20 protein-coding genes are annotated in these 24,628 nt (G+C 41.9%); 5 read left to right on the top strand and 15 right to left on the bottom strand.

Annotation, left to right across the window (positions count from 1 at the left end; genetic code table 11):
* Positions 1-49: 49 nt before the first annotated feature.
* The 6 genes from OCV81_RS12700 to OCV81_RS12675 all read right to left on the bottom strand — a co-directional run bounded on the left by OCV81_RS12700 (position 50) and on the right by OCV81_RS12675 (position 6,409).
* Positions 50-1,042 (bottom strand): glycosyltransferase family 2 protein, encoded by a 993-nt coding sequence (locus tag OCV81_RS12700; RefSeq protein ID WP_148330300.1) that lies wholly within the window; start codon positions 1,040-1,042, stop codon positions 50-52.
* A gap of 296 nt (positions 1,043-1,338) precedes the next feature.
* The gene (locus tag OCV81_RS12695; RefSeq protein WP_317259227.1) at positions 1,339-1,437 is read right to left on the bottom strand and encodes a hypothetical protein; all 99 of its coding nucleotides are present in this window, start codon (positions 1,435-1,437) and stop codon (positions 1,339-1,341) included.
* Between the two features lie 52 nt (positions 1,438-1,489).
* Positions 1,490-2,560 carry a polysaccharide pyruvyl transferase family protein gene (locus tag OCV81_RS12690; RefSeq protein WP_148330299.1) on the bottom strand — a complete coding sequence of 357 codons (1,071 nt, stop codon included), beginning with the start codon at positions 2,558-2,560 and terminating at the stop codon, positions 1,490-1,492.
* 6 nt (positions 2,561-2,566) lie between these two features.
* Positions 2,567-3,754, bottom strand: a complete 1,188-nt coding sequence (locus OCV81_RS12685; protein WP_148330298.1) for a Coenzyme F420 hydrogenase/dehydrogenase, beta subunit C-terminal domain — start codon at positions 3,752-3,754, stop codon at positions 2,567-2,569.
* A gap of 63 nt (positions 3,755-3,817) precedes the next feature.
* Positions 3,818-5,359: an MATE family efflux transporter gene (locus OCV81_RS12680; RefSeq protein WP_148330297.1), complete on the bottom strand. Its 1,542-nt coding sequence runs from the start codon at positions 5,357-5,359 to the stop codon at positions 3,818-3,820.
* A gap of 6 nt (positions 5,360-5,365) precedes the next feature.
* On the bottom strand, positions 5,366-6,409 hold the full coding sequence (locus OCV81_RS12675) for a transcriptional regulator (protein WP_148330296.1): 1,044 nt from the start codon (positions 6,407-6,409) through the stop codon (positions 5,366-5,368).
* A gap of 827 nt (positions 6,410-7,236) precedes the next feature.
* Here OCV81_RS12675 and OCV81_RS12670 point away from each other — a divergent pair.
* Genes OCV81_RS12670 through OCV81_RS12660 form a run of 3 tightly spaced genes read left to right on the top strand, consistent with a single transcriptional unit; the run spans position 7,237 to position 11,079 of the window.
* Complete coding sequence (locus OCV81_RS12670; protein ID WP_148330295.1) at positions 7,237-8,424, top strand: DUF3696 domain-containing protein; 1,188 nt, start codon at positions 7,237-7,239, stop codon at positions 8,422-8,424.
* On the top strand, positions 8,421-9,509 hold the full coding sequence (locus OCV81_RS12665) for a hypothetical protein (RefSeq protein WP_148330294.1): 1,089 nt from the start codon (positions 8,421-8,423) through the stop codon (positions 9,507-9,509). The genes OCV81_RS12670 and OCV81_RS12665 overlap by 4 nt, the downstream gene beginning before the upstream one ends.
* A gap of 1 nt (position 9,510) precedes the next feature.
* A complete protein-coding gene (locus OCV81_RS12660; RefSeq protein ID WP_262640354.1) occupies positions 9,511-11,079 on the top strand; it encodes a DUF262 domain-containing protein in 1,569 nt (522 codons plus the stop codon).
* A gap of 55 nt (positions 11,080-11,134) precedes the next feature.
* On the opposite strand, the gene OCV81_RS12655 is transcribed toward OCV81_RS12660, so the two are convergent.
* From OCV81_RS12655 to OCV81_RS12615, 9 genes are all read right to left on the bottom strand, one after another.
* A complete protein-coding gene (locus tag OCV81_RS12655) occupies positions 11,135-11,809 on the bottom strand; it encodes a GNA1162 family protein (RefSeq protein ID WP_148330292.1) in 675 nt (224 codons plus the stop codon).
* Positions 11,806-12,153 (bottom strand): DUF4810 domain-containing protein, encoded by a 348-nt coding sequence (locus tag OCV81_RS12650; protein ID WP_148330291.1) that lies wholly within the window; start codon positions 12,151-12,153, stop codon positions 11,806-11,808. Before OCV81_RS12650 ends, OCV81_RS12655 begins: the two co-directional genes overlap by 4 nt.
* Positions 12,150-12,488: a hypothetical protein gene (locus tag OCV81_RS12645; protein ID WP_022353747.1), complete on the bottom strand. Its 339-nt coding sequence runs from the start codon at positions 12,486-12,488 to the stop codon at positions 12,150-12,152. The genes OCV81_RS12650 and OCV81_RS12645 overlap by 4 nt, the downstream gene beginning before the upstream one ends.
* Positions 12,489-12,490: 2 nt before the next feature.
* Positions 12,491-13,429, bottom strand: a complete 939-nt coding sequence (locus OCV81_RS12640) for a CsgG/HfaB family protein (protein WP_148330290.1) — start codon at positions 13,427-13,429, stop codon at positions 12,491-12,493.
* Between the two features lie 147 nt (positions 13,430-13,576).
* A complete protein-coding gene (locus tag OCV81_RS12635) occupies positions 13,577-14,608 on the bottom strand; it encodes a BACON domain-containing protein (RefSeq protein WP_148330289.1) in 1,032 nt (343 codons plus the stop codon).
* 13 nt (positions 14,609-14,621) lie between these two features.
* Positions 14,622-15,899 carry a DUF4302 domain-containing protein gene (locus OCV81_RS12630; RefSeq protein ID WP_148330288.1) on the bottom strand — a complete coding sequence of 426 codons (1,278 nt, stop codon included), beginning with the start codon at positions 15,897-15,899 and terminating at the stop codon, positions 14,622-14,624.
* Positions 15,900-15,914: 15 nt separating this feature from the next.
* On the bottom strand, positions 15,915-16,826 hold the full coding sequence (locus OCV81_RS12625) for a zinc-binding metallopeptidase (RefSeq protein ID WP_148330287.1): 912 nt from the start codon (positions 16,824-16,826) through the stop codon (positions 15,915-15,917).
* A 19-nt stretch (positions 16,827-16,845) separates the two neighbouring features.
* A complete protein-coding gene (locus OCV81_RS12620) occupies positions 16,846-18,435 on the bottom strand; it encodes a RagB/SusD family nutrient uptake outer membrane protein (protein WP_148330286.1) in 1,590 nt (529 codons plus the stop codon).
* A gap of 17 nt (positions 18,436-18,452) precedes the next feature.
* Positions 18,453-21,773 (bottom strand): SusC/RagA family TonB-linked outer membrane protein, encoded by a 3,321-nt coding sequence (locus OCV81_RS12615; protein WP_148330285.1) that lies wholly within the window; start codon positions 21,771-21,773, stop codon positions 18,453-18,455.
* Positions 21,774-22,333: 560 nt separating this feature from the next.
* Between OCV81_RS12615 and OCV81_RS12610 the strand changes: the two genes are divergently transcribed.
* Together OCV81_RS12610 and OCV81_RS12605 are read left to right on the top strand one after the other, a co-directional pair.
* On the top strand, positions 22,334-23,548 hold the full coding sequence (locus OCV81_RS12610) for an AAA family ATPase (RefSeq protein ID WP_148330284.1): 1,215 nt from the start codon (positions 22,334-22,336) through the stop codon (positions 23,546-23,548).
* A gap of 2 nt (positions 23,549-23,550) precedes the next feature.
* Positions 23,551-24,177 carry an RloB family protein gene (locus OCV81_RS12605; RefSeq protein WP_148330283.1) on the top strand — a complete coding sequence of 209 codons (627 nt, stop codon included), beginning with the start codon at positions 23,551-23,553 and terminating at the stop codon, positions 24,175-24,177.
* Positions 24,178-24,628 lie beyond the last annotated feature (451 nt).

Here is a 24,628-nt window from a genome sequence, read left to right as displayed (position 1 = left end):
ATCCACAAATAAATAACTAGTGTGTATAAAATAAAAAATGTTACATAAACTACTTACCAAAGACCTTATAATACAACCTTACAACTAGCCAATAATGTAACCAAATTATCCAATATTGCTTTTTGGAAGCGCACAATTCTAATACTTTTATTCTGCCGCTAACAGACTGTCGGGTTATATATTCATTGGCTTCAGGAAACCACTTATTCCATCTTTTATAAACTTCTATTTTATCTGTAGAAATAAGAAAAGGCCATTTCAAATTCAATTTAAGGGTTGCTATTTCTAGCATTAATGAATTACCATATTTCCTACACAAATAACTCTCAACCATTGCAACATTGTGCGTCAAAACATTCTGTTTTTCTTCAGACATAGAATATGTCATGGCATTTTGATTGGTTCTATCATAATGATATAAAACTATAGGAACATGAACAACCTTTTGAGAATTCACAAATAGCATTATCATAGTTAAATCCTCTCCCATCGGATAACCTTTAGGAAATTCTATATTATTTTTTATATACAAATCATGCTTTACTAACTTATTCCATACATTATATTCCATTTTTCCTGTGAGCATACCCTTTACAGCCTCCATTGAGGAATCAAATGAAGGTTGTTTTTTATTTCTCTCAGCGTTCGGATAAAGTTCTGAATAATCACACCATACTATATCTGCATTATTCTTAACTGCAACTTTATAAAGGCATTCCAACGCATCATATTCAACATAATCATCGCTATCGCAATGATAAATATATTTTCCTTTAGCTAATGCTAAGCCTGTATTCCGGGCTGCAGGTAAACCCTGATTATATTTATGAGAAACAATTTTTATTTGCCCCTTCCTTAAAGGATACTTTTCTAGAACCGATTGAAGGACTGCTATACTGTTATCTTTAGTGGCATCATTCACAAAAATGTATTCAATTCCTTCTTTTAAAGTTTGTTTCATCAATGTTTCTGCACAACGAGCAATATAAACTTCCACATTATATATCGGTATTATTACTGATATTTTAATATCTTCAAACATAATTATGAATAAAAAACAATTATTAATATTCTGTTAAATTCAGGATATCAAGAAAAATACAACCCTAATTAATTTAACTATATAATTTCAATACACAAGCAGTCCTTCTATAACTATATAAAGGATTTCTTTATTCTTATAACTTTATGACTATAAAGAACAACACATAAAATGAAATCAAAACAGTTAGATTCTCAGGATATATTATAGCATTTACCAAATCTTTTTACACCCCATGCGACACGTAACCAAGAATAAACTAAATAATTACGAAAAGATTCTTCTTTGTCAACATCTCATGAATAAGTTTTAAATAAAACTTTAATCCGTAAATCCTTTTGTACCCATTCATCACAAATTAAACCTAATCTATCTGTACTCCCCATATCTATCAATAATAGTTCCCAATTATCACAAGTCGGATTAATAATATTCCTAATACATTCATTAATCTAAGAAATCCTGTGACTGTTTCCTATAAGTCTCCAATTTCTTTTTTACTATCGTAAAATCGATATCAAGAGAAGTAGGAACAAAATCAATATCAACAATTTCTTTTTCCAAGCCGATATTCTTTAAAAAATCAACATAACGAACATCCAATCCATCTCCTAAACAAACGGCATAACATGGAGTTTCCATTAACATAGAAAACACTACAGCATGAAATGAAGTCGTAAATACACACTTTGCATATTTTATAGATGAAATGAAATCTTCCACAGAATATGTCATTGAACTCAAATCTATAATTTCTGTGTCATCTTTTTGCAAAGCCATTATAGAAGCTTTATCATATAAATAAGTAGGATTACCTGCAACCGGACGAGCTTGATAAGTAACAATATAATCACGCTTGCTCCATTTTTCGGAATTTATCATAGAACTCCAAATACTTTCATCTGCCAATAATGTAGGATCTATGGTTATTGGTAATGAAACACCTGTTAATTGTTCAACTATCTTTGAATTGCTTTTTTCACGTAATGAGATTTTATCAAAGTTAGCCAATACATGCTTTAATTTTTTTCCTCCCATCTTATAAAGTGAATTCGTACTAGAACTTATCGCATACCCAATTAGTTTACTGTTCTTAGGGCGTTTAAATTTGCCCAAATAGATTTTATCCTCCCCACCAACACATTGATATGACCAGAGTTGATCACTTCCGATAATATATGCATCAAAATTTTGTGGGATCTTACGCCTACAGGAAGATGTTAGATGCAAATTTTTAGAGCAAAATGAACGAAAGATTTTATTTGCAGTATTACAGTAATTACGCCTTCCCCTTCTCCCTCTCCAATAACCGATGACGGCATGAATATCATGTCGTTTAATAAGTTGCCAGATATAATATAGACTGAATGGTTTATATACAGCTTCGGTCCACCGTTGGCGATAGTCTATCACCCAAACATCATGACCTAAACGCTTTAAATATTCTTGTAAAGCATAACACTGCAAAACAGAGCCATAGTTGTATGCTCTATGGACAGTAATAATTCCAATCCTCATTTATACTTATTTTTTTATATAAAGAATCCTCAATATTTTTCTAAATATTCGTTTAGGTAAGTGACATACCCAAAGCAGGGAGTCCCTATATTTTGATATCCTATAAACGTATTGAGTAACATTCACAAAATCACCGTTATATTTTTTTTCCCATAACAGACGTGAAAATGATTTTACTGAAGGATGACGTAGTTGGGAGTCGCCTTTAATTGGTTCTTCAATCGGACGATTTTCAGCTTCAATTAACTTATTCTCAATTAATCTATCAATATACTTCTTGCCTTTTTCAGTATTAACCAATATGCAACTCACCTTTTCGTTTGAAAAAGTACACGGAGCACACACACCTAACCCTTTATAATCTCCTAATGTAATATCAGAAATTCGTCTATTATTAGCATAATAACAATGATAACAATTCTCTCGATAAGCCACCATACGATGAAATGCAAATTGATATGAATCGTTTAATTTATTACTGGAATAGAAACATTTTTTTTCTTGATCGTATAATGATAAAAAGTAATTTTGTGTTCCACCTTCTGGATCCCTGAATGTAAGCCTTTTTACTTTTTTATGGTACAACTTCTCCATATAACTTATGTACTGCTTTAAATATACATAAGGCATAATGCCGTGACAAACCAAATCCACCAATAAAAGATTATCTAAATCCTTATGAAATATTTTCCGAATTGCAGCTATCTGACACGGCAAAGCAATAACAATAATTTTACCACCGGATTTTAAATTCTGAGCTATTTTCGGTAACACATCAGCTACAGAACTAAACACATACTTAGAATTCTTGAATTCCTTGATCGAATCCTTATTATTAGCTAATTTCAAACAAACTTTAAAATCCTCGCAAAAAGCAGCTCCAACAATGCTCCATCCAGCTTCAAGAGCATATTTATAAATTTCTGTGGCAATTCCTCCCGAAGCGCTGGTACGCCTCTCTTTTTGATCTAAACTCCATGCTGCATAAGCTCCCAAAGGTATAACACCTTCTAACGGATTTAACGCAGGGCAAACTTTCCGACATTTTCCACAATTAATGCACTGACTCTGATCAATTATAGGATATGTTATATCATAAGTTTTATCACTTTTAAATGAAATACATCCTTTAGGACATACATAAGCACAAGCACTACATCCTGTACAAACTTCTTTACTAGCTAATTCCACCATATTAAATTCTACTTACAGAATAATATTACCTTACACCATAAATACAGAATAAACCCACAAATTCTAAAAGATTTTTCTCTTAAACAAGGAAATTTTCTCTCTTATAAATATCTGCTCATTCTTACTACATCCTATAAAATAAATGGAAACAAACGAACATAAAGTTGTAAGGATGCACATAAACAAAAATCGCACAATGCCATCAGACATATGTAAATACAGTAATGCAGGTATAATAGCAGCAACTAAAGTTACCCCCAACACATTTCCACAAACTTTATATAAATAACGTTTTATTGAAAATCCTGCAACTTTACGTAAAAAGAAAAGTCGCAAAAATAAGCATAAAACAGCAACCAGTAAAGCTATAACCAAAGTTGATTCAGGGGGACAACCTAGTTTCAAACAAAAATACGACAAAGGAAAATTCATCAAAAGCATACCTCCAACAACAATCTGGTAATTACGTATATTTCCAGTTGCAGACTTTAAATTAATCAATGTATTTGACAATATATCGCACATGGTTACTATCAGGATAAGCCGCACAAAATCAACGGTATGCTCGGGATAGTGTTTTAACCATAAAGTCAATACAAACTCGGCTTCAAACAGCATGGGCAAGGCAAACAGCAGAAGTATATAATAGGAAAACCTAGAGCCTCGTTCCACTAGCGAAAACATGTAATCATAATTACCCGCCGCATAGGATTTCGTAATCTGCGGATTCAAAGCTGTCATAAAGTTACCTGCAAAAGAAGCTAGTACATTATTCACTGTATTGGCTATTCCACGAGCCGCATTGACAATCGGTCCCATAAACAAGTTTAGCAAGATGTTTACTCCATGCTCTTTCAGTAACCCCGCCGTACAGCCAATAAAATTCCATCCGGCGAAAGAACTCATGTCTTTCCAATAACTGACATCAAAACTTAATTTGAACCTGCACTCCTCAAAATTCCTCGTACAGTAACTCCAATAGATTGCCTGCATGATACCAACTACTCCCACCAAAAGTAAGGCATATACAATCAGACGATCGAATGCCAGACCTGAATAAGCAATGAACAATACAATCAATAGCCGAAGAATTATGTCTAATATGCCGATATAAGCAAACGCACTCATCCGTTCATGGGATACAATAGACGCACTGAACGGTACGCTCAGAAGGTTTATGACAAACGTAAAGATTGATGCCTGAAATACCCAGTTCGCAGCATACAAACGATTCTCAGGGATGGTCATGTGGGTGTTTAGAAACCAAAGTCCAATGGTTTCTCCCAACAGCACAATGACAAGCGCCAACACTACATGAATGCTCAATGAAGTGGAAAAGACTCTTTTCAGACCTTCCCTGTTTCCTTTTCCCAATTCGAACGTTAAAAAACGACTTACCGACGATGACAGAGAGCTAGAAATCATGGAGAACATCGCCACCACACCCCCTACTACATTGTATATACCGTAATCTTCCACGCCCAATGCCTGCAGCACCACACGGGAAGTATACAGTGATACCAGCATGCCAAACAGCATGCGGACATACAGCATCAGGGTGTTCTTGGCAATCCGCTTTGTATTTTCTTTTTGAGACAACTCCATCTTTTCTTACTCTTCCATCGGCAAAAACGAATAGCGAAGTACCAGCGACTGGCGTTCTGCCGCAATAAAACACATCAAGTCTTCCGGCACATTGGCATGCGCAGCAATCTCTCCCAATATCCGGTCGGCTTCCGCACACACTGCCGTCATCTCCTTCAGGTTTCCGGCGGCCAGACTGCCGTATGCAGACTGAAAACGGGAACCAATCTCTTCGAGGATGAAAAGCACAATCTCCGTGGCCTCAGCAAACTGTTCCTTCCGAAGAAGCAAGCGCGACTTTTCCAGCCACTGATCAAGACTGCTGGCTATGGAAATCACATCCAGACGGTTCTCGGGAGAGAAAAAACACTTGTCTATCTCCTGCTGCACGACCGTCAGGTTCGCGTCGAGCGACCCGCTTTCCTCACGCAACTGAACCCTGCGCTGGCGGATGTACTCGTCCACGTCTTCGAAGGTTTCCTTCGACACGCCACCGATGGCTACCGTCATGCCGCCAAGGGTGGTCACAAAACATTTGTCGCGGGAGATACGTACCTGATAGCCTTCCATGCCGGCCAGTACACCCGAGGTCATCTTGACCAGCGTATGCCCCTCTGCATAGTAGTCGAAGGAATGAGGCATGAAACGAATGCGGTGGGAATCAAGCTGGGACACCTGTATGAACGACTGCATGACACGGTCGGAAATTACGGCCACCGTCTTCGTGCTGCAATCTTTCACCAAATGCAGACCGATGAAACGGCTGTTCAGGAAAGACTGTATCTTCAGGATATCCCCCTGCACGAATATCAGGCCGGTAATGGTGGGTACTTCCTTGCTCTCCACATGCGATTTACCCCGCTTGTATATAATGGTACGGTGAATAAATGTACGAAATTGTTCCCTTAGAATCTTGTCTACCACATCGACTTTTGAGTAGTAAACGAACAGATAGCACCAGGAAGAGTTTTCTACAGCGCGTTTTTCTAGTTCCGGACCAAATAGATTTAATCCGTTATCAAGATTGCCTCCCCCGGCTTTAGAAGGAACGTCTGAACTATACAGTGACATCGATATTGCTTCTAATTTATGTTGGTCTGGCGTACGTTCTCACTTGGTGAGTTGCATGCCATTTGCTGTTTTTCATGCGCTAAGGCATCGCCTTTATTTTTCATAGATAAAAAAGTTTAAACGAGTTAAACTATCTTATTTTCTTCATCTTTTCCCCATGAATATGCGTTTTCATAGGAATGAATCTAGATACAAAGATAAGCAAAGAAACAATACCACAAAACTCTTTTCAGGCAAAATTGTGTTCTTCCAACTAGTGAAACTAACACAAATTTGCTAGAACGTCAAACAACGTTTTTTAATGGATTGATTTTCAAAAGGAAGAGAAAAACATAAAATAATCAAAAAAAAAGAGGCATATTTCATTCATGTAAAACAGAATTTATCTTTTTTCTTGCAGATATCACAAATTCGGTATTATATCTCCCCATATCACTGCCTCAGAGCCCATAAAAAAACGCCGAAACGTTTGCACTGAAACGCCGAAACGTTTTAGTCAAAACGTCGAAGCGTTTTATCTAAAACGCTTAGGCGTTTGAAGGAAAACGTAAGGGCGTTTGAAACAAAACGCTTCGGCGTTTTTTACAAGTCTGCAAAAGACTTCTTATCTCTTCAAATGTCGACAGGAACTTTTCTTATTTTCTGCTTTTTCCGAAGAAAAACAAAATATGCACTAATATCAGGAGTATTTCATGGAACGGATTTATCATTTTTTTATCGCCCATTATGGTCTTATTTGGATTTTAATGAATATATTTGTATATTATTTAAGGTAATTGGGGTTCAAACCTTAAAATATAAATCGATTATATGAATAGTTTTTTAATATGATAAATAGCATCTCTTTTGTCAATTATAGGATTTTTGCCAATCGGCAGACCTTGACACTTGCCCCAATGACTGTGTTGTTTGGAAAAAACAACACGGGAAAAAGTGCAGTGTTAAAATTGCCATTGCTAGTGGAAAGTGCCTTGAAATGTAAAACACAAGAGGTTTTTTCCAGAATTTGCAACGAGGTGACCCTCTGTGACGAGTTTCGTGACATAGTATATAACAAAGGTAATCGGGCCCCAACAATTGACGTAACTTCTACAGAGGGAGACGAATTGTCATTCTCTTTCTTTGTGGATATGCTGGATAAACAAAAAAAGACACACCTGGAAAGTTGGTCACTGAAAGATACAAACGGAAACAATGTTTCTTACCAATGCAACGATGATCACAAAATGACCGATGAGAAAGGAAATGAAATTGCCTTCATGGGAATAACCCCCAAAAACATTTCTGAAAATTGGATGGTTGAGGCATTAGCACACTTTCAAACAGCAAATGATTATATCGGCCATGTAAGACAGTTACCATTACGTGATTATCGGCTGAATGATGGGGTTTATACTCTGATGGGAACAAAAGGAGAAAATGCTTATGAGTTCTTAATCTCAGATGTGGTGTCTGGGAATGGAAACCTGCTAACCAAAGTCTCCAATTGGTATAAAAAGGTCTTTGACGGATGGGCTGTGGTAGTAGACCAGTCCCGAGCTCCAAGCTATTCTGTGGAGTTGCAAAATAAGAATGTCAGAAACAATATACTGGACACAGGAGCTGGTATCGGACAATCATTACCCGAAATTGTAGCAATAGCCAAGGCATGTGAAAAACCATGGCAATACATATTGGAGGAGCCTGAAACTCACCTACATCCTGCAGCTCATGCGGAAATGGCTGAATTTATGGCCAATGAGGTATCTTTGGACAAAAATAAACAGATATTAGTTGAAACCCATTCGTTAAACTTTATATTGAGACTCCGCACATTAGTAGCCACAAACAAGTTACATCCTAAAGATTTAGCTTTATACTACGTGAAATATGATGAAGATACAGGTGCAAGTTCTCTGGAAAAGGTGGAGGTCAGAGAAGATGGAAGCGTAAGTGATTGGCCTGATGACGTATTTAATGAATCGTATAAAGAGGCTGTATTGTTACATAATGCTCAAAAGAATCGTCAGGTATGAAGGTGCTTATCTCAAAAGATGTCTTTGAGGAGTCGAAAGATGACCGAGGGAGACTTGAACTGAACTTCTTGGTATACCTAATCACAATTAAGCAGAGCTATGAACTGCTTATAGATGATTCGGAGGTTCTGTCGTCTGAGTTCGTAAGAGGATTGAACGATAACGAGACTCGGATTTTTGAATTGGCCTTTACCCAGTCAATGACTTCATCAGCTCAATGCGATTGCCAAATCAGTAAAAGCGGCAAGGATGAAACAAAGAAAAAAATTTTTACTCGTGAAGAAGCTATCATGTATCTTTTACAGCCGCTTTCTTTGCTGGTAGAAAACAGCGTGAATGACGCTCACTTCTTGCGGGCATTGTTCAGAGCTTACGCAACCAAAGAAAGCTTAAAGACTGCAGAAGAAAACAATGAGCTGCAATTTGTCAATGCGGGTGGATGTACAAATGTGGAAAAGTTCATTAAAGCACAAGTAGCTCATTATAAAGAGAAAACGAAGTTCCTAAAATATTGGGTACTACTGGATGGCGATAAACGTTATCCAACAGATATAGTCTCCAAATATCAAACGGTGGTGGCTAAACTAAAAGAATGGAATGTAGAATATCATATCCTCGACAAACGGTCGATGGAAAATTATATGCCCGATGATGCCATCGAATTAATGCAAACAGAAGCTAATATAAACTGGATCAATGCATATAAATCCTTGTCTGACGAACAGAAAGACTACCTGAATATTGCGGGTGGATTTTATGGAGATTTATCTAAAGACAACAAAGCAAAAGCGGATAAGAATGAGAAAGGACATAGCAATAAAGACAAAAACAAGAAAAAGCATTCTTTTGTAAGACCTCTTTTGCCGCCTGCACAGAAGAACTTATATCGCGACGTAACTCCAGCACATTTCAAAGCTCTTGAAAAATGCATTCAACTATCCAAAAAAGGATCTTTTAAAGAGGTGTTTCCTACTTACTTCAGCAACCCAATTGTAACAAGAAAAAGATTGGACGACCGAGTTAGCAGACAAAATAACCCGAATGAATTGCAAGAAATTGTGGAATCCATACAAAAGCTATTGTAATATGAACTATAATATTGGCATTGAAACCCAAATCCGAAGCTTGGCAAAACTCTTGGATGACTTACAGCAAGGAGCATTGCAAGTTCCTCCTTTCCAAAGAGATTTTGTATGGACAAGAGATGATGTCAAGGATTTGTTTGAAAGCATTAAGAATAATTATCCTATAGGTTCACTACTTATCTGGAAACCCAAAAACAATTATAACTGGGATAAACTAAAATCTGTAGGAGGCTTTAAATTACCAAAGAATTATTCCCAGCAAGTATTTCTTCTGGATGGCTATCAAAGGCTATCTTCCTTATTTGGCTGTTTGACTAATGCTCAAAAGGCTAATCTTGAAATTGACGAAACAATCGACAGGGACTCTCTTTACAACTTGTATTTCGATCTTGAAGAGGAAAATTTTGTCTATTTGCGCTATACCCCAAAGCCTTATCAAGTACCAGTCCATATATTGATGAGTACAAGCGATTTCAGACAGTATTCTCGAAAATATATAGAACCATATTGTAAGGATGAGCAACTTGATATGTATTTGGATAGAGCTGATGCATTTTCGCGTACGCTGATTGACTATAAACTGGCTGTCGTGGAAATTTCAGAAGCAAGTTTATCGGATGCTGTAAACATTTTTTCCCGCGTGAATTCCAAAGGTACTGACATCTCGTATGATTATATGGTTAATGCACTAAGTTACAGTTCGGATTTCAGTTTCTCTGTCGAAATAGATAATTTAAAAGAACAATTATCCCAATATCACTTTGAAGGGATTACACGTAACAATCTGTTCAGATGCTATCAAAGTGCGTTCGATGAAAAAATGTATTTCGACCAGTCGAATATTGAAAAGTTGGCAGTACGACCGGATTTTAAAAACGTGGTAAAAAAAACTACACCTTATATCTTGAAAGCTGCAAAGTTTTTGTACAAGGAGTTGAATGTAGTGGATTACAAATTATTACCGTACAATATTCAACTTGTATTTGTAATGAAGTTCTTTAGCAAACTTCACACCCCCAACAAGATGCAGATACAAGAGTTAAAACGGTGGTTTTGGATAACGACCTATTCAAACTATTTTACAATTTATTCCTTGTCCAATCAACGTAAGGCTTTCGAATATTTCCTTAGCTTTCTGAATGGAGAGGTGGACAATAGTGTGTATTCGGACAATCCTTCTGTCCTCTTCAGGACACTGCCCTTCCCCAAAACCGTATCTCTTTCTGGCGTCAGAAGTAAGGCACTGATTCTTTTCGAACTGCAATTGTTGCGCGAAAGATCAAAAAAAATTCCAACCGCATACGGATTGACATTGGGAAAGTTAGACTCAAAACTACCATCAAGTCCAGAAAACATTGTTCCTACTTATATGGCTAAAAACTATCGTTCCTTCAATCCAAATTTAAAATCATTTAATCATGCGGAAGGAATTTCTTATAATTATCTCCACCTTATTCCTCCAATCAATCAGGTTGAGGATTTAAAGGACTGCTTGAAAAGGCGCAAGAAGTTGATAATTGAAGAAGAACAGAACTTTGTGAGTAAGTTGGGGATGGATTACATAAAATAAAAGCAGATCTCCATTCAAAAAATAGGAATTAGGATGCACGTAAATCCGTCCCACATTATCTCACAACGGCTTCTATGTAGCTTTTCCCCGCCTCCAGATGCTGGTCTTTTCCATAATTCGGACTGTATTTTCCCACCGGCATATCGCTCAGCACAAAGGCATTGCATTTCCGTCCTGCCACCACCTTGTCCGTCATGGCTGTGTTTATGGCCGTGGCGGCCATATTGACAACGAAACCCAGCAGTCCTCCGCCTTCGGAATAAAGACTGGTATCCACACTGATCAGCCCTTCCCGGTGATATAGCGTTTCGCCCGTGGAGGTAGAACGCAGGATGTATTCCACACCTGCCGTCAGCATCCCGGTGATGGGCTTCCGGTCCCATGACTTGATGATGGTGAACATGGCGGCATCTGCTCCCAGCACTTTCTTGAAAATCTGGATGTCGCGTTCCAGAAACAGTTCACCGTCGTAGGCGCTTTCTGTCTGAAACATCTCCATCGTCAGGTAGGGAGAATAGACATAGTATCCTTTTTCGCACAACGGCATGTACATGGTGGTATAAAAGAAGTCTTTCGCCTCCACCGAATTAGTCTGGTTGACAGGAGGCATAATCACGATGGATACGGGTTTTTCTTCATATAGCTTGGCATACTGCTGTCCGCGCGTAAGGGTCTCCGCACAGGAGGACAGCAAGACAACGGCCAGGCAAGCAAGGATGTAGTTCTTCATTTTTCAAGCTGTTTGATGATTCGTGAGATGTATTTTTCCGACTCCGGATAGGTCTTTATTTCTGTTCTCAAGAACGACAGGCCTTCTTCCTTCTTGCCTGTGCGATACAGCATATAGCCGTATTCCGCATACAGGCCGGGAGGCACCACGCCTCTCGAACCTCTCTGCTGTTCAATGATTTTCTGGTATTGCTCCAAGACTTTCGCTTGAAGTTCTTCCGTGCTTTTCTTGCTGTATTGATAGGTGGTATCCTCATAGTCGTACCATGAATACAGCGAGTCTGTCGTGCCACAAGAAGACAGGGCCAGCAGACATGTACCTATAAACAGGATTCTTTTCGTCATGGCAAAGTAATGATCTGAGTTTCCTGTGTTGATAGAAAGATTTCCTTTCCGTAAAGAGACTTTCCGCCGTAGGTCACACGGAGGTGCTTCCGCCCGACGGGAACGGCATACGATGTCCCCTTCCGGTTCGCATTCCTGGATTTCACGACTTTTGCCTCAAAGGGCTTCCGGCCATCCAGTGTCACGGTCACTTCTTTTCCTGCATATTCGCCCGAACTGGTAAAAAGCAGGTAGGCCATATCTTCTTTTCCGCTTTCCTGGGCTACAGGATAATGGGCCTTGCATCCGCACAGCAATGCTGCCAGCCCGGCAATCATCCATAATCTTGCTTTCATACTTATTTGGATTCTTCGATATAATACTCACTTAACTTACCTGTATCAATCGGAGTTGCAGCCGAAACTTCCACGAAAGAATATTCGGTTTCGGGGGTATCTCCTCCGGTAGACAAAACTTTCACCGTGCCTATCTGCTTTCCGGGCAGTTCAATCATCAGGCCGGTCTGCGGGTTCTTCACTTTCTTGCCTTTGGCCTTGACGACAAAGACATCTCCTTTCGCAATACCCTGGCTCTTTCCTCCTGCAATCAGTACGGCATCGGAGTCGTAGGAAAGGAAATAGGTCCGCCACGGCTTGTCCGTGCATTTGTTAATGATGTTTTCTACCAGCTGGCCAATGGCTTCGGAAATGGCCTTGTCGCTCAATGTGGCATCAAAGTCGGCACGTCCGCCTACTCCCAGCGTGGTCTTGGTCGTCAAATCGGCTGTTCCCTTGGCCTCATCCGAATAAATAATCAGGCCCGTAGCCACGTCTACCAGTCGGATAGCCACTGCAGCTTCTACGGTCTGTGTCTTTGTAGAGGTGAAAACGCCCGACTTTCCGGTATTTTTCCGGCCAAACTCGGTGATGGAACCGATTATCATGTAATCTGCACCGACTGTCGACAATTCTTTTTCTCCTTTCTGGGCTTCTTCCAGCAAGGTAGACAAATCGCTGCGTTCCAGCAGAAGGAATTTCCCGGAGGCGGCCAGTTTGGCCGAAAGGATATCCAGTGCCTGCTTGCCCATGGGGTCATTCTCCTTGTCATAAAATATGCCTTTCGCATATTGCGTTTCGTTGGAGAAACGTCCGATGGCCACTTTTCGCTTAATCACTTTCTCGCTGGCAGCTGCCTGCGTTCCCTGCGGGGCTTCTACCACTTCGACTTTTCTTTGTGCATAGCTGAAGTCGGCAAGCAAACCTGCACAGAATATCAATACACATACTCTTTTTATCATAGCTTGATGTGGTTAAATTCATACTCTGGCAAATATAGGGATTTTATGCAATAATCCATATTTTGAGGGTATTTATATATCTAGGGGCTACCCCTATCACTAGGAATAGCCCCCCAAAATAATGAATTTAAAGAGAGAAAATAACCTTTAATTCAAAGGTTTGCTTATTTCCAAATCTACATAACACTCCAACCATCCGGCTGCAGATGAACCCACAAATGCGTATACCATCGGATACTCTACAGCCGCTCCGTCGGTATAGGCACTGCAATATCCAAAATGATAAATCAGTTTTCCATCTTTTACCTTAGGCACAGCTACACACGGCACAGACAGTGAATAATATCCACCGCTCAGGGACGTAGCCGATTTCAGCGTATAACTGCCATAAGTACCTATTTCTACATTTGCCGGAACAATCAAGATTCCGTTATCACCGATTTCCAGCGGCAAATAGTACTCCTTCAGAGCATCCAGGAGAACCAGATTGTCCGAAAGCATACCCACCTGACCGGTTCCCGAAACTTCCTGTCCATACGCCCCACTATAATAGGACATGTCCCAGTTGCCTCCAATCATACTGAGCGATACTTCAATCTGAGAAAGGCTGAGGACCAGTTCCTTTGCTCCTGACGAAACCTTAACTTCCGCACCACGGGGAGTCTTGTCGGCCGACGCAGCTACGTCAAACCGCAACACGTTGTTGTCCGTATCGTAAGTATAGGTCAACCATCCGGCAGCTTCTTCCGGCACGTCCACACTATAAGAGGTGTTGGTCTTGAAACTGAAATTGAACTGACCGCCCTCGTATCCGCAGCAGTAATACAGGTTATGTTCATCCAGAATGGTGACCGCTCCAGCCTGTACCACCGGCACATCGACAGAGCTTGTTCCTGTAGAAATGGTAACCAGGGCAATACGGCTGGTCACTTCCGAAGAGGTGGTTACCGCCACATGTACCACATTGCCTTCCACAGTGGTTGTACACCATTCCTTGTTTGATTCAGCAGTTACGGGTTCCGTGGCACTCACGGTGATGGTACCTTCTCCGCTGGCCGCAGAGAAATCAATGCCGTCGGTCGCAACGACCTGCAATGAGCTGGTGACGGCTTCCTCATCGCTACATGACACCCACAAGGTGCATAAGCATAACGTGATAATAGAAAATATCTTTTTCATAAGCTATTCTTTTTTAATCAGAAACTTTAGTGAATACCGGATTTTCCCAAGCGGTCATCATTCTGTATCCACCCGAATTATAGATGAACAACCAGTCATTCATTTCGAGTTGACTATACGGATTGTTTTTGAATGTAATCGTCATCTGACCGTCTTGCTCGGTGGTTGTTCCTTCAAAGACTGTTTCCAGTGTAGAATAGAAATTACCTCCCGATCTGAGGCCCGGATACAAACCTACGGCTGCTCCATCCATATATCCTACCACCTGACCGTTGGCAGAGATGTCGTCGCGTTCTGTGTCGTAGTAGAATTCAACGTTCATCGTCCATGTGCTGCCGCCACTCAGGTAATACGTCTTCGTGGCCTGATAAGACTTACCGTCTTTCTTCACCTCCAGTGTCAGGCTGAAGCTAGAGCTTCCACTCTGTACATGGTAGGTACCCAGGTACTTTTCATAATTGGCGGGACGCTCGAATACCAGTTTCACATTGCTTCCCTCGTCGGTACAAGTGAACGTACTGGTTGCATTATCCCAGGTGAAGTTCTGCATCGATATGCCGTTGCAAACCATGGGTTCCACTGTTTTTACACCGTTTTCGGTACAAACGAACGGGTAATAAGCATAAGAGGATGTGCCATTCTCGTCTACACTTCCCAACAGGAAAGCACGGCCTTCTCGCATGACAGAAGCTACTTTCTGGTCGCCCTGCATCAGATTAAACAGGTTGTAGTCTGAATCCTCGCTGATCTGTGCGGCAGCAGCCAGATAGGTGGTCCAGTCTAACGTATCGTCCAGCCGGGTCATCACCATTTCCACACCATGCTTCTTTCCGGTGAGGCGAATCTCGTTTTCAGAAGTCGAACGTACGATGAATTCATAGTCACCCATCAGACCCGGGTCGTTATACCCGTTGGGCTCACAAAACGCATGCAGAATCTCGTTGTACGAGTCGAAGCTGATTTCTGTTCCGTTATACGACTGTACGGTATAGAGGGAGGTTGCGGTCTGCCCGGGAGTGTACGAAGACGTCGCATAATCGGAAGCGATGGTCACCTCGTTGGCATCAAACTTAAAGAACAAGTTGGCAGCTCCACCCATACCTTCGCTGCCGTAACGGTATTCCAGTTTCCACCCGTTGGGGGCACTGGTCAACAAACTCTTCAATTCAAGGACGGAGGCATTTTCCCGGTCGGCAGATGACTGTTCGAACAAGTCCTCCTCACTGAACAAGCACGACTGCATGGAAACCGTCGCACATGCCAATAAACTATATAAAATTAATTTCTTCATAATTCCGGTGTTTTATTAGTTGAACAAGGTATTGATTTCTCCCTGCCGACGCTGAACCACGTCGCGCAATTCATACAAATCTACCCCCCATGAATCTTTCATGTACTTGTACACAATGTCGAACTTCTGTTCCAGGATGGCCCGTCCGTTGACATCCGGGTTATAGTACGGACTGTTGGGATCCGGTTCGGCTGTCTCCAGAAACGACTCCCAGGTGTCTGCCGAATTGGTCACAAAGATAGACAGCATCTCGGCAAAGTCTTCCGAACCGCGGTCCATGGCATACGGAGAGATGAATCCCATCTGCAACGCCTGGTCATCGTAAATCTGGTACCAGTCGGAACCCACATAGCTCGATTCGGTGATACGGTCGTAGTTGGTGTCGTAAGGCTTACGCTGGTTCAGGATGTGCGTAAACTCATGGTGCATGGTCTTGAAGTAATACTCATTCAGGGTATTGACGTCCAGGTTGTTCAGGTCCAGGTCGTTAATCTTGAAGAGGGTTACCTTCATACCCTGTTCGGCCTGACCCAGAATCATACCCGATTCGGTGTAGGCCACGTTGCCAATCATCTGAATCAGTTTCGGCACATAGGTACGTGTGGTTTCAATGCCCCATACCTCATCGTACGCTTCCATCCATACAAACTTCACGATTTTTGCCAGGGCGAAAGCTTTTTCGTAATCGGCCGGAACCAAGTCGTATTCCACGTCGGTTTCGTTGTCGTCCAGACGATATTTCACCTGAATATTATAGGTATAGACATAGTTTTCAAGCAGCCACTTGTCAAATTCATTCGGCTCTTCGGCTTCCGTTCCGTCCGACCCGAATATACTGTGCGAGGTATCTATCTCATCCTCGTTGTTGCAGGAAACAAACCCCAGCGACAGTAAACACATTGATGCATATATAAAGTATTTTTTCATAATTGTTCCTCCTTGGCGATTAGTTATTTCTAGGATTAGGCTCCATACCTGCGCTGATTACATCACTCGGAATCTGAATGGCACGACGTGCGTCGTTAGCTTCCATCTGGTCGGTCACTTCGATGCTGCCGTCGTCTTTCATGTAGCGGCGATATACCGTGATGCCGAAACGTTTGATATCCAGCCAGCGGAGTCCCTCATGCAAGGTAGTGATACGGCGGGCCTGCAGGATGGCGTGAATCAGATTCTCCTGTGTGCCTTTCTCGATGGTGAATTCCGGATGCAACTCTTTCTTCACCGTAGGTTCGGTGGGTGTGTAATATGCCAGGCCGTCGTAGAAAGCGTTGATTTCCTCTTCCGTCATGGCCTGCGAACGGGTGGTATAGGCAGCCATCCAGCTGTTCAGGTCGGCCAGCGCATGTGTGTAATCTTTCTTCATGGCATAGGCCTCGGCACGGCTCAGCAGCAGTTCATCGGCTGTAAACGCGGCATTGACACAATATCCGTTGATGGTTCCGGCTACCACGTCGACATACTCCTTATACTGTGCCACCTTCATGGAAATGATCTTGGTAGGCAGTGCAGAAGAGTTGCTCCATACGCCCACACGGTAAATCGTAGTATTCGGACTAGATGTATAATTTCCCCACGGACCATTCGAGCGGTTAGTTTCATACGACACTTCGGGACCGTGCGCATAGCGTTCTCCCAATCCGTAAGGGCCACTCACATATCCCCAGTAAGAATGGAAGCAGACCAGCATCAGGTTGGCCGCTCTCTCTGCATCCACGTATTCGTTCGGCTGGATTTCACCGTTCAGTGACAAAGCGCCCAGTGCTTCCCAGTCACGCAGCATCAGCGAAGGGTTGTCGCCCAGGACAGCTGTCGCATATTCTATCACTTTGTCGTAGTTCGACAGGTCCGGCTGGGTATAGTTCAGGTAGAAACGGGCCGCAAATGCATTGGCCGCATTCTTGTTGAAATGGTACTTGGGCACTGAATACTTGCTGTCGCTGATCAGAGGAAGTCCCTCCAGCAAATCCTTTTCTATCCCCTTGTACAACTCTTCCAGTGTACCGCGGTCGTAGTTCGGACTCACCGTATTTTCCAGTGAGGTCATGTAAGGCACACCCAAATCGGTCGCTGCAGTGGATGAATAGGCCTTGCAGAATACCGTAGCCAAGATAAAGTGATTGTAGGCACGGCACAGCAGTGCTTCACCCCGGGTGGCATCCATCGTAGAAGGATTGCCCTGCTCGGCAATCATCGTCAGCACCTGATTGGCTGTGGCAATTGCCTTGTAGCATCCTTCCCACACGGCAGCAGGAGAATCATCTTCGTTCTGGGAGGTATCTTCCCATTTGTACAGGTCTTCCTGCAAACGGCTCCACGCTGCATAACGGTTGGGGAAGGCATCGGTATTGTCGCTATACATTTCAAACATTTCCAGAGGCATGCTGTTGGGATAAGCCGTCACCAGCAGATAATCGGCGTTTTCTGATGTCACTTCCGTACGCTGGTCTGGCATCTCATCCAGAAAATCACTACAGGAAGCCAATCCCATTGAACTTCCTACAATGGCTGCGAATAATATGTATTTCTTGTTCATAATGTCTTATTTTTTTGTTATAACCCTAATCTCAGTGTAAATGTAAACTGACGTGGCACCGGAGAAGCCACACCACCTGCATTGAAGAATTCAGGATCCTGTCCGTTCAACTTCTTGTCGGCATAGAACAGGAACAGGTTCGTGGCCTGTACCTTCAGTGAAAGGTTCGACAGTTTCAGCGGAGCAATCCATGCTTTCGGGAACTCGTAGGCCAGTGAAATCTCCTTCATACGGATGAAGTCGCCTTTGGCCACACGTACATCCGAATAGTTGTAGGCATTGTACGCGTATCTGTAGTCGGTGTTCTCATTGTACATTCTGGCAGAAATGATGGCAGGGATGTTGGTCACATTCTCATCGCCCGGCAAGGTCCAGCGGTTCTTGAACTCACGTGTCATGGCACTCAGGTCGGAATACTGGGCACTGAATACCGGATTCAGACGAACCACGTTGCCAAACGAATAAGTCATGAAGATGTTCAGACGGAAACCTTTGTACGTAAAGATGTTACCCAAGCTACCGGTAATGGTGGGGTCGGTAGGGCCTTCGTAAATCAGGAAGTCTGTGTTGTCACGTTCCTGGAAGTTGATGCTGGTGCTGGTAATCTCTCCCTTTTCGTTTTCAATCAAAGGAATACCGTTTTCATCCAGTCCTTTGAACGGAATAGAGAACAAACCTCTTACCGGATAGCCTTGTTTGGCGAAACCTGTACCCGAAATCAAATCCATGATATTGGCGTTCTGCTGCAGGTCGGTTACTTCATTCTGCGCATTCGAGAAGATAAAATCGGTATTCCAGTTAAAGTCCTTGGTCTTGATGTTATGGGTAGACAAGGTAAATTCCACACCGTGTGACTTCATGGAAGCTACGTTGGCCAGTTTCAGAATCGTACCACCTACACCCTGTGTATTGACGGCACCAATCAAGTCGTAGTTGTTACGGGTATACCAGTCGAGTGCAAAGTTGATGCGGTTGTCGAGAAATCCCATATCTATTCCGATATTCAACTCATGTTTCTTTTCGTACGTCAGTTCACTGTTTTCCAGGTCTACCAGCTGCAAGCCTGATTCCTGAATGTTGGTAAACGGACGGTAAGGAATGTAACTGTTGATGATTGCCTTCGAGTTGGTCACGTCGGCCGGACCCCGGTCGGCAGTCAGTGAGTAAGAAGCCTTCAGTGTCAAGTGTGACATGGCAGGTTCCAAGGCATCGAAGAATTTCTCTTCGTGCACATTCCATGCACCTGAGATATTCCACGTAGGCAACCAGCGTGCGCTACGGCTCTTACCCATGCGGTTGGTACCTTCGTAACGGATGGTACCGTTGATGGAGTATCTTCCGGCATACGAATAGTTGGCATTGGCGAAGAAAGCCACGCTGCGCACCTTCGTATTGTTCAGGCTGAAATACTGGTCGCCGTCTTCAATGCCTTTCTTAAAGTACTGGTAAATGTAATAAGGTGTCTCACCGTTTGCATACTGCATACCCCAACCCTGGAAATTGGATTTCGTACGGTCGATGGCATTCACTTCCATACCTCCGAACCAGTTGGTCAGGTGTACCTCATTGAATACCTTGTTATAGTTCACCGTTCCACGGAAGTCGTAGCTCAGCATCTTATAATCGGTACGGCGGTAAATACCCCCTTCCGGCAGTACGGAGATAGGCAGTGCATACGGGTTGTCGGGGTCGGTATACAGGAAGGGGTTCTTGTCCATGATGGTCTTGTCGTCCAGTCCGGCACGGTAAGCCTCCGCCTGATTTGAGTCATCCTTAATCTTGTGTTCCTGCGAAGTACCCTGATACTTTACGGCACCCAGCGCACTGAATTCCAGTCCCGCAACCGGTTTCCATTTCAGTTCACCCTGGAATTTCACATCTACGATGTTCAGATCCATATAGTTGTTTTCCAGCTCGTTCAAGATATTAAACGGTGCATAGTTGCTGGTATAATACTCATTCGGGTCGAGCGTACGTGACGTATTCAGCGCGTAAGAGTACGGGTTGATATCGAAGTCACGCTTCACCTCACCGGAAACCACATCCACATCCTGTCCGAGGGTACCCGGAGCCTCCTGATTACGGTAAGAGGCATTGGCAATCATGTTAAAGCTCAACCATTTCGAAATGTTGTAAGAAGTATTCACATTCGCCGTATAACGTTCCACCGAACTGCGTTTGTACCATCCCGGATCGTACATGGCACTCAGAGAAGCATAGAACGACGACTTGTCCGTACCACTACTGATGCTCACGGAGTGGTTCTGGCTCAAGCTCGGTGAGAAAAGCACGTCGAACCAGTCCGTATTGCGGAACTCGGCTGCCTGCAGATAGCTGTTGCGGGCACTTTCCGTGTTCTGCAACATCGGCAGTCCCGTACTTGGGTTGAACGTATTCATCAGCTGATACATCTTACCATAGACACCGCTTTCTGCCGCACGTATGGTTTCCGAGAAATTCAGCCAACCCTTCTGCTCCATCTGCTTGTAGATACCCATCTGCTCCTGTGAGTTCATGATGTTGAAATCATTGTAACTCGGTACCAGACGCGTGGTAAACTCACCCGTATAGTTCACTCTGCTGGAACCGGCCTTACCTTTCTTAGTGGTCACGACAATCACACCGGCCATGGCACGTGCACCATAGATAGAAGTGGCCGAACCATCCTTCAGAATCTGGAAGCTCTCGATATCGTCGGCGTTCAATCCTGCAATGGCCGAGCTGATCAATGTTTCGGCATCACCTGATGAAAGCTGGTCGGCACTCACCTCCACCGCATCTTCCATGATCACACCATCCACAACCCACAGCGGCTTGGAGCTACCGTAGATGGAAGTCGCACCACGCACACGGATTTTCGGAGCCGTACCGAATGTACCGGAAACGTTCTGCACCGATACACCGGCTGCCTTACCTTCCAGACCGCGGCTGATATCGGCCAGACCATCCATCTTCACGTCCTCACCCGAAATCTGCGTGGCAGCCCCACTGAACAGTCGCTTGTCCATGCGCTGCATACCGGTTACCACCACTTCATCCAGTACTTCCGTATCCGATTCCAGCACTATCTTCATATTATTCCTGGCCGTAACCGTCTGCGATTTCATACCGATATAACTAATCACGAGCTTCGCCCCTTTATTGACTTTCAACGTAAATTTTCCGTCGATATCCGTAATTGTACCGTTAGAAGTTCCTTTTACTAAAATAGAAGCTCCCACCACAGGTAAGTCGTCCTCCGAAGATACCACCACACCTGTCACTTGTACAGCCTGCGCTATCGCCAGGCTTATGCCTATTAACAAAAAGGCACAAAAAAGTGTAATTTTCTTTCTCATATCTCGACATTTTTTTGATAACAGCAACAAATTTATACATATTATTTTATACTATGAAACAAAAAGAGAGGAAAAATACAATTTTTTGTACAAATTTCTTTCATCGAAATAGAATGAACGTCAATTTGAGTATAAAAATGCAGAATAAATACCATATTATTTATTTAACTATATCCAAAAAGAAGCCATACCATACTGGTTTACAAGCAATTAAACGACTACAAACTGGCATTTTTGTCACTATTTAGCGCAATTTGGCACATCATTCTGCTATTTACAGAAATAAATTTCTAAACTAATATTTATTTATATTTCAAAAAAAGCTTACATTGATTATTTAATAGCGAGCTGGACCTCTTTCATATACAGTTATTATTCAAATGGGTTCGCCAAATAATTATTTGCAATTATCCTTCTGGACTCTTACCACATGACAGGCTTTATCACCTGCAATCATTTTTAAATATAATCACGTAAGCAATTATTTACAGTTAAGTTTTGGAATTCCAAAACTTAACTCTTATTTTTGTAAAAATCTCGCAAAAATAAGAGTTAAGTTTATGATTTTAGAGTTTTGTGTTAGTAATTACCTGTCAATAAAGGATGAGTTAAAAATATCCTTTGTTGCAACTGCCCTTAAAGATGTTCTTACCGAGTCAAATGATATGATAACTGTACCCGATACCGGATTATCTGTATTACGGAGTGCAGTGATTTATGGTGCAAACGCTTCAGGAAAATCAAATGTTCTGAAGGCTATTGCTTTTTACAGGCGTTTTATCACAGACTCTTTCAAAAACAGTCAGGCCGGAGAAGCAATTGATATAGAGAACTTCCGGTTGAATACCACTTCAATGAATGAACCGACTACAATGGAAGCAACCTTTATTGTTGAAGGTTTCACTTACCGTTATGGGTTTGAAGTTGACAGCAAAGCTGTACGTGCAGAATGGCTATACCAGCGCACAAACAAGAAGAGAGCCAAAGAAGTCGAAATATTCTACAGAACAGAAGAAGGAACCACTGTTCATCAGAAAAGCTCTTTATTGATGGAGCTTGTAAACAAGAAAATGGTGCGTAACAATGCTTTACTGCTGTCTACCGGAGCACAGTTCAATGAGCCTATAGCAGTCAGTATCCTGCAATGGCTGAATGATATGCAGGTGATATTTGGCAATGATGAGGAAAGACTGTGGAAACTGGCTATAAAGTCTATGGATGATGAGAACATCCGTTTGCGTATTACGAACTTTGCAAAATATGCAGATTTGGGAATAGACAACATTGTAAAAACAGATAACCGTATCGTTAGTACCCACAGGCAATATAATGATGAGGGAAAAGAAACCAATAGTGTAGCTTTTTCATTCAGCAGTAATGAATCGGAAGGTACAATAAAATATTTTTCTTTGTCGTATCCCATCATTGATGCTTTGGACAATGGAAAGTTTTTGGTTATTGATGAACTTAACTCAAAACTTCACCCTTTGTTGGTTCGTAAAATCATCAGCCTTTTCAACTCGGCAAAAACAAACCCCAAAGGTGCACAACTACTTTTTACAACTCATGACACCTTCCTGTTAAGTGCCGGAATATTTCGCCGTGACCAGATATGGTTTACTCAGAAAAACAGTTTCGGTTCTACTGAAGCATATTCACTGGTTGAATATAAGGTACGCAGCAATACTCCATTTGAAAGAGATTATCTGTTAGGCAAATACGGTGCAACTCCCATTATCGGTGAAATGGAGAGGGTCTTTAATAGGGAGGAGTGAGTATGGGAAGACAAACAAAAAAGGACCATCGTACAAGCAGTCTGACCAGAAAGCAGGGAACAAGAAATGTAAAACAATCGTTTCTCATTGTATGTGAAGGAGTACGTACAGAACCAGACTACTTTAAGGCTTTCCGTATGACAACCGCCACAGTCAAAGCCATAGGCCAGGCAATGAATACTATAAGTCTTGTCAATAAGGCAATCAGCATACGTGATACCGAACAAAAGAAGAAGCATTGTTATGACCAGTGTTGGGTCGTTTTTGACAAAGATGATTTTCCTGCTAAGGATTTCAATCAGGCAATAGCTTTGGCTCAAAAGAACGGTTTCCGTGTTGCTTACAGTAACCAGGCATTTGAGTATTGGTTCTTGTTACATTTTAATCTATATCGGGGTCCTCTTCATCGCCAGAATTATGCAGATATGCTGTCAAAACTTATAGGATTACCATATTCAAAAAATGAAGGATTTGGCGCTGTCATGTATAACAGGCTTTATCACCTGCAATTACAGGCAATAAAAAACGCAGCCCTTGTGCTTAATGAGGTTTCAAATGGAAATCCTGCTATGGAAGAATCCTCAACGACCGTGCATCTACTCGTGGAGGAATTAAATAAATACATCTAATGACTCATTTTATGATGTACTATACTAATATTTCTGTAAACCTTCTATTTTTATCTAAATACAAGAGTATCAAAAGATTTATATTCAATGGAAAAAGCGCATTCTGCATATCTACCAACAATTAAATATCACATTTTACCCTCAACAAACAATAATTATTTCTCTTTAGCCAATAAATTTGATAAATGGAAAGAAACCCTAAAGAACTGAGATAATCTAAAGCTTGATATAGAGCAACAACAAATACGTTTATTTGACTCATTTCTTGCAAACAAATGCACGAACCGCCTAAAAACAACTTAGGCTGTAACGCCTGATAAACAGCTCGTTACAGCCTAAATCAAATATTATCCTATATTGCTTATGCTTCTTCTATTGCAGCCTGCGCCACTTTCAGATGGGATTGAAAATCAGAATCTTATGCAACTTTAGCAAGTGATTTGTAAGTTTG

It is taken from the genome of Phocaeicola fibrisolvens, assembly GCF_025567125.1.
Lineage (GTDB): Bacteria > Bacteroidota > Bacteroidia > Bacteroidales > Bacteroidaceae > Phocaeicola > Phocaeicola fibrisolvens.
Note: the sequence above shows the minus strand (reverse complement) of the source record. Positions and strands in the feature narration are given on the sequence as shown.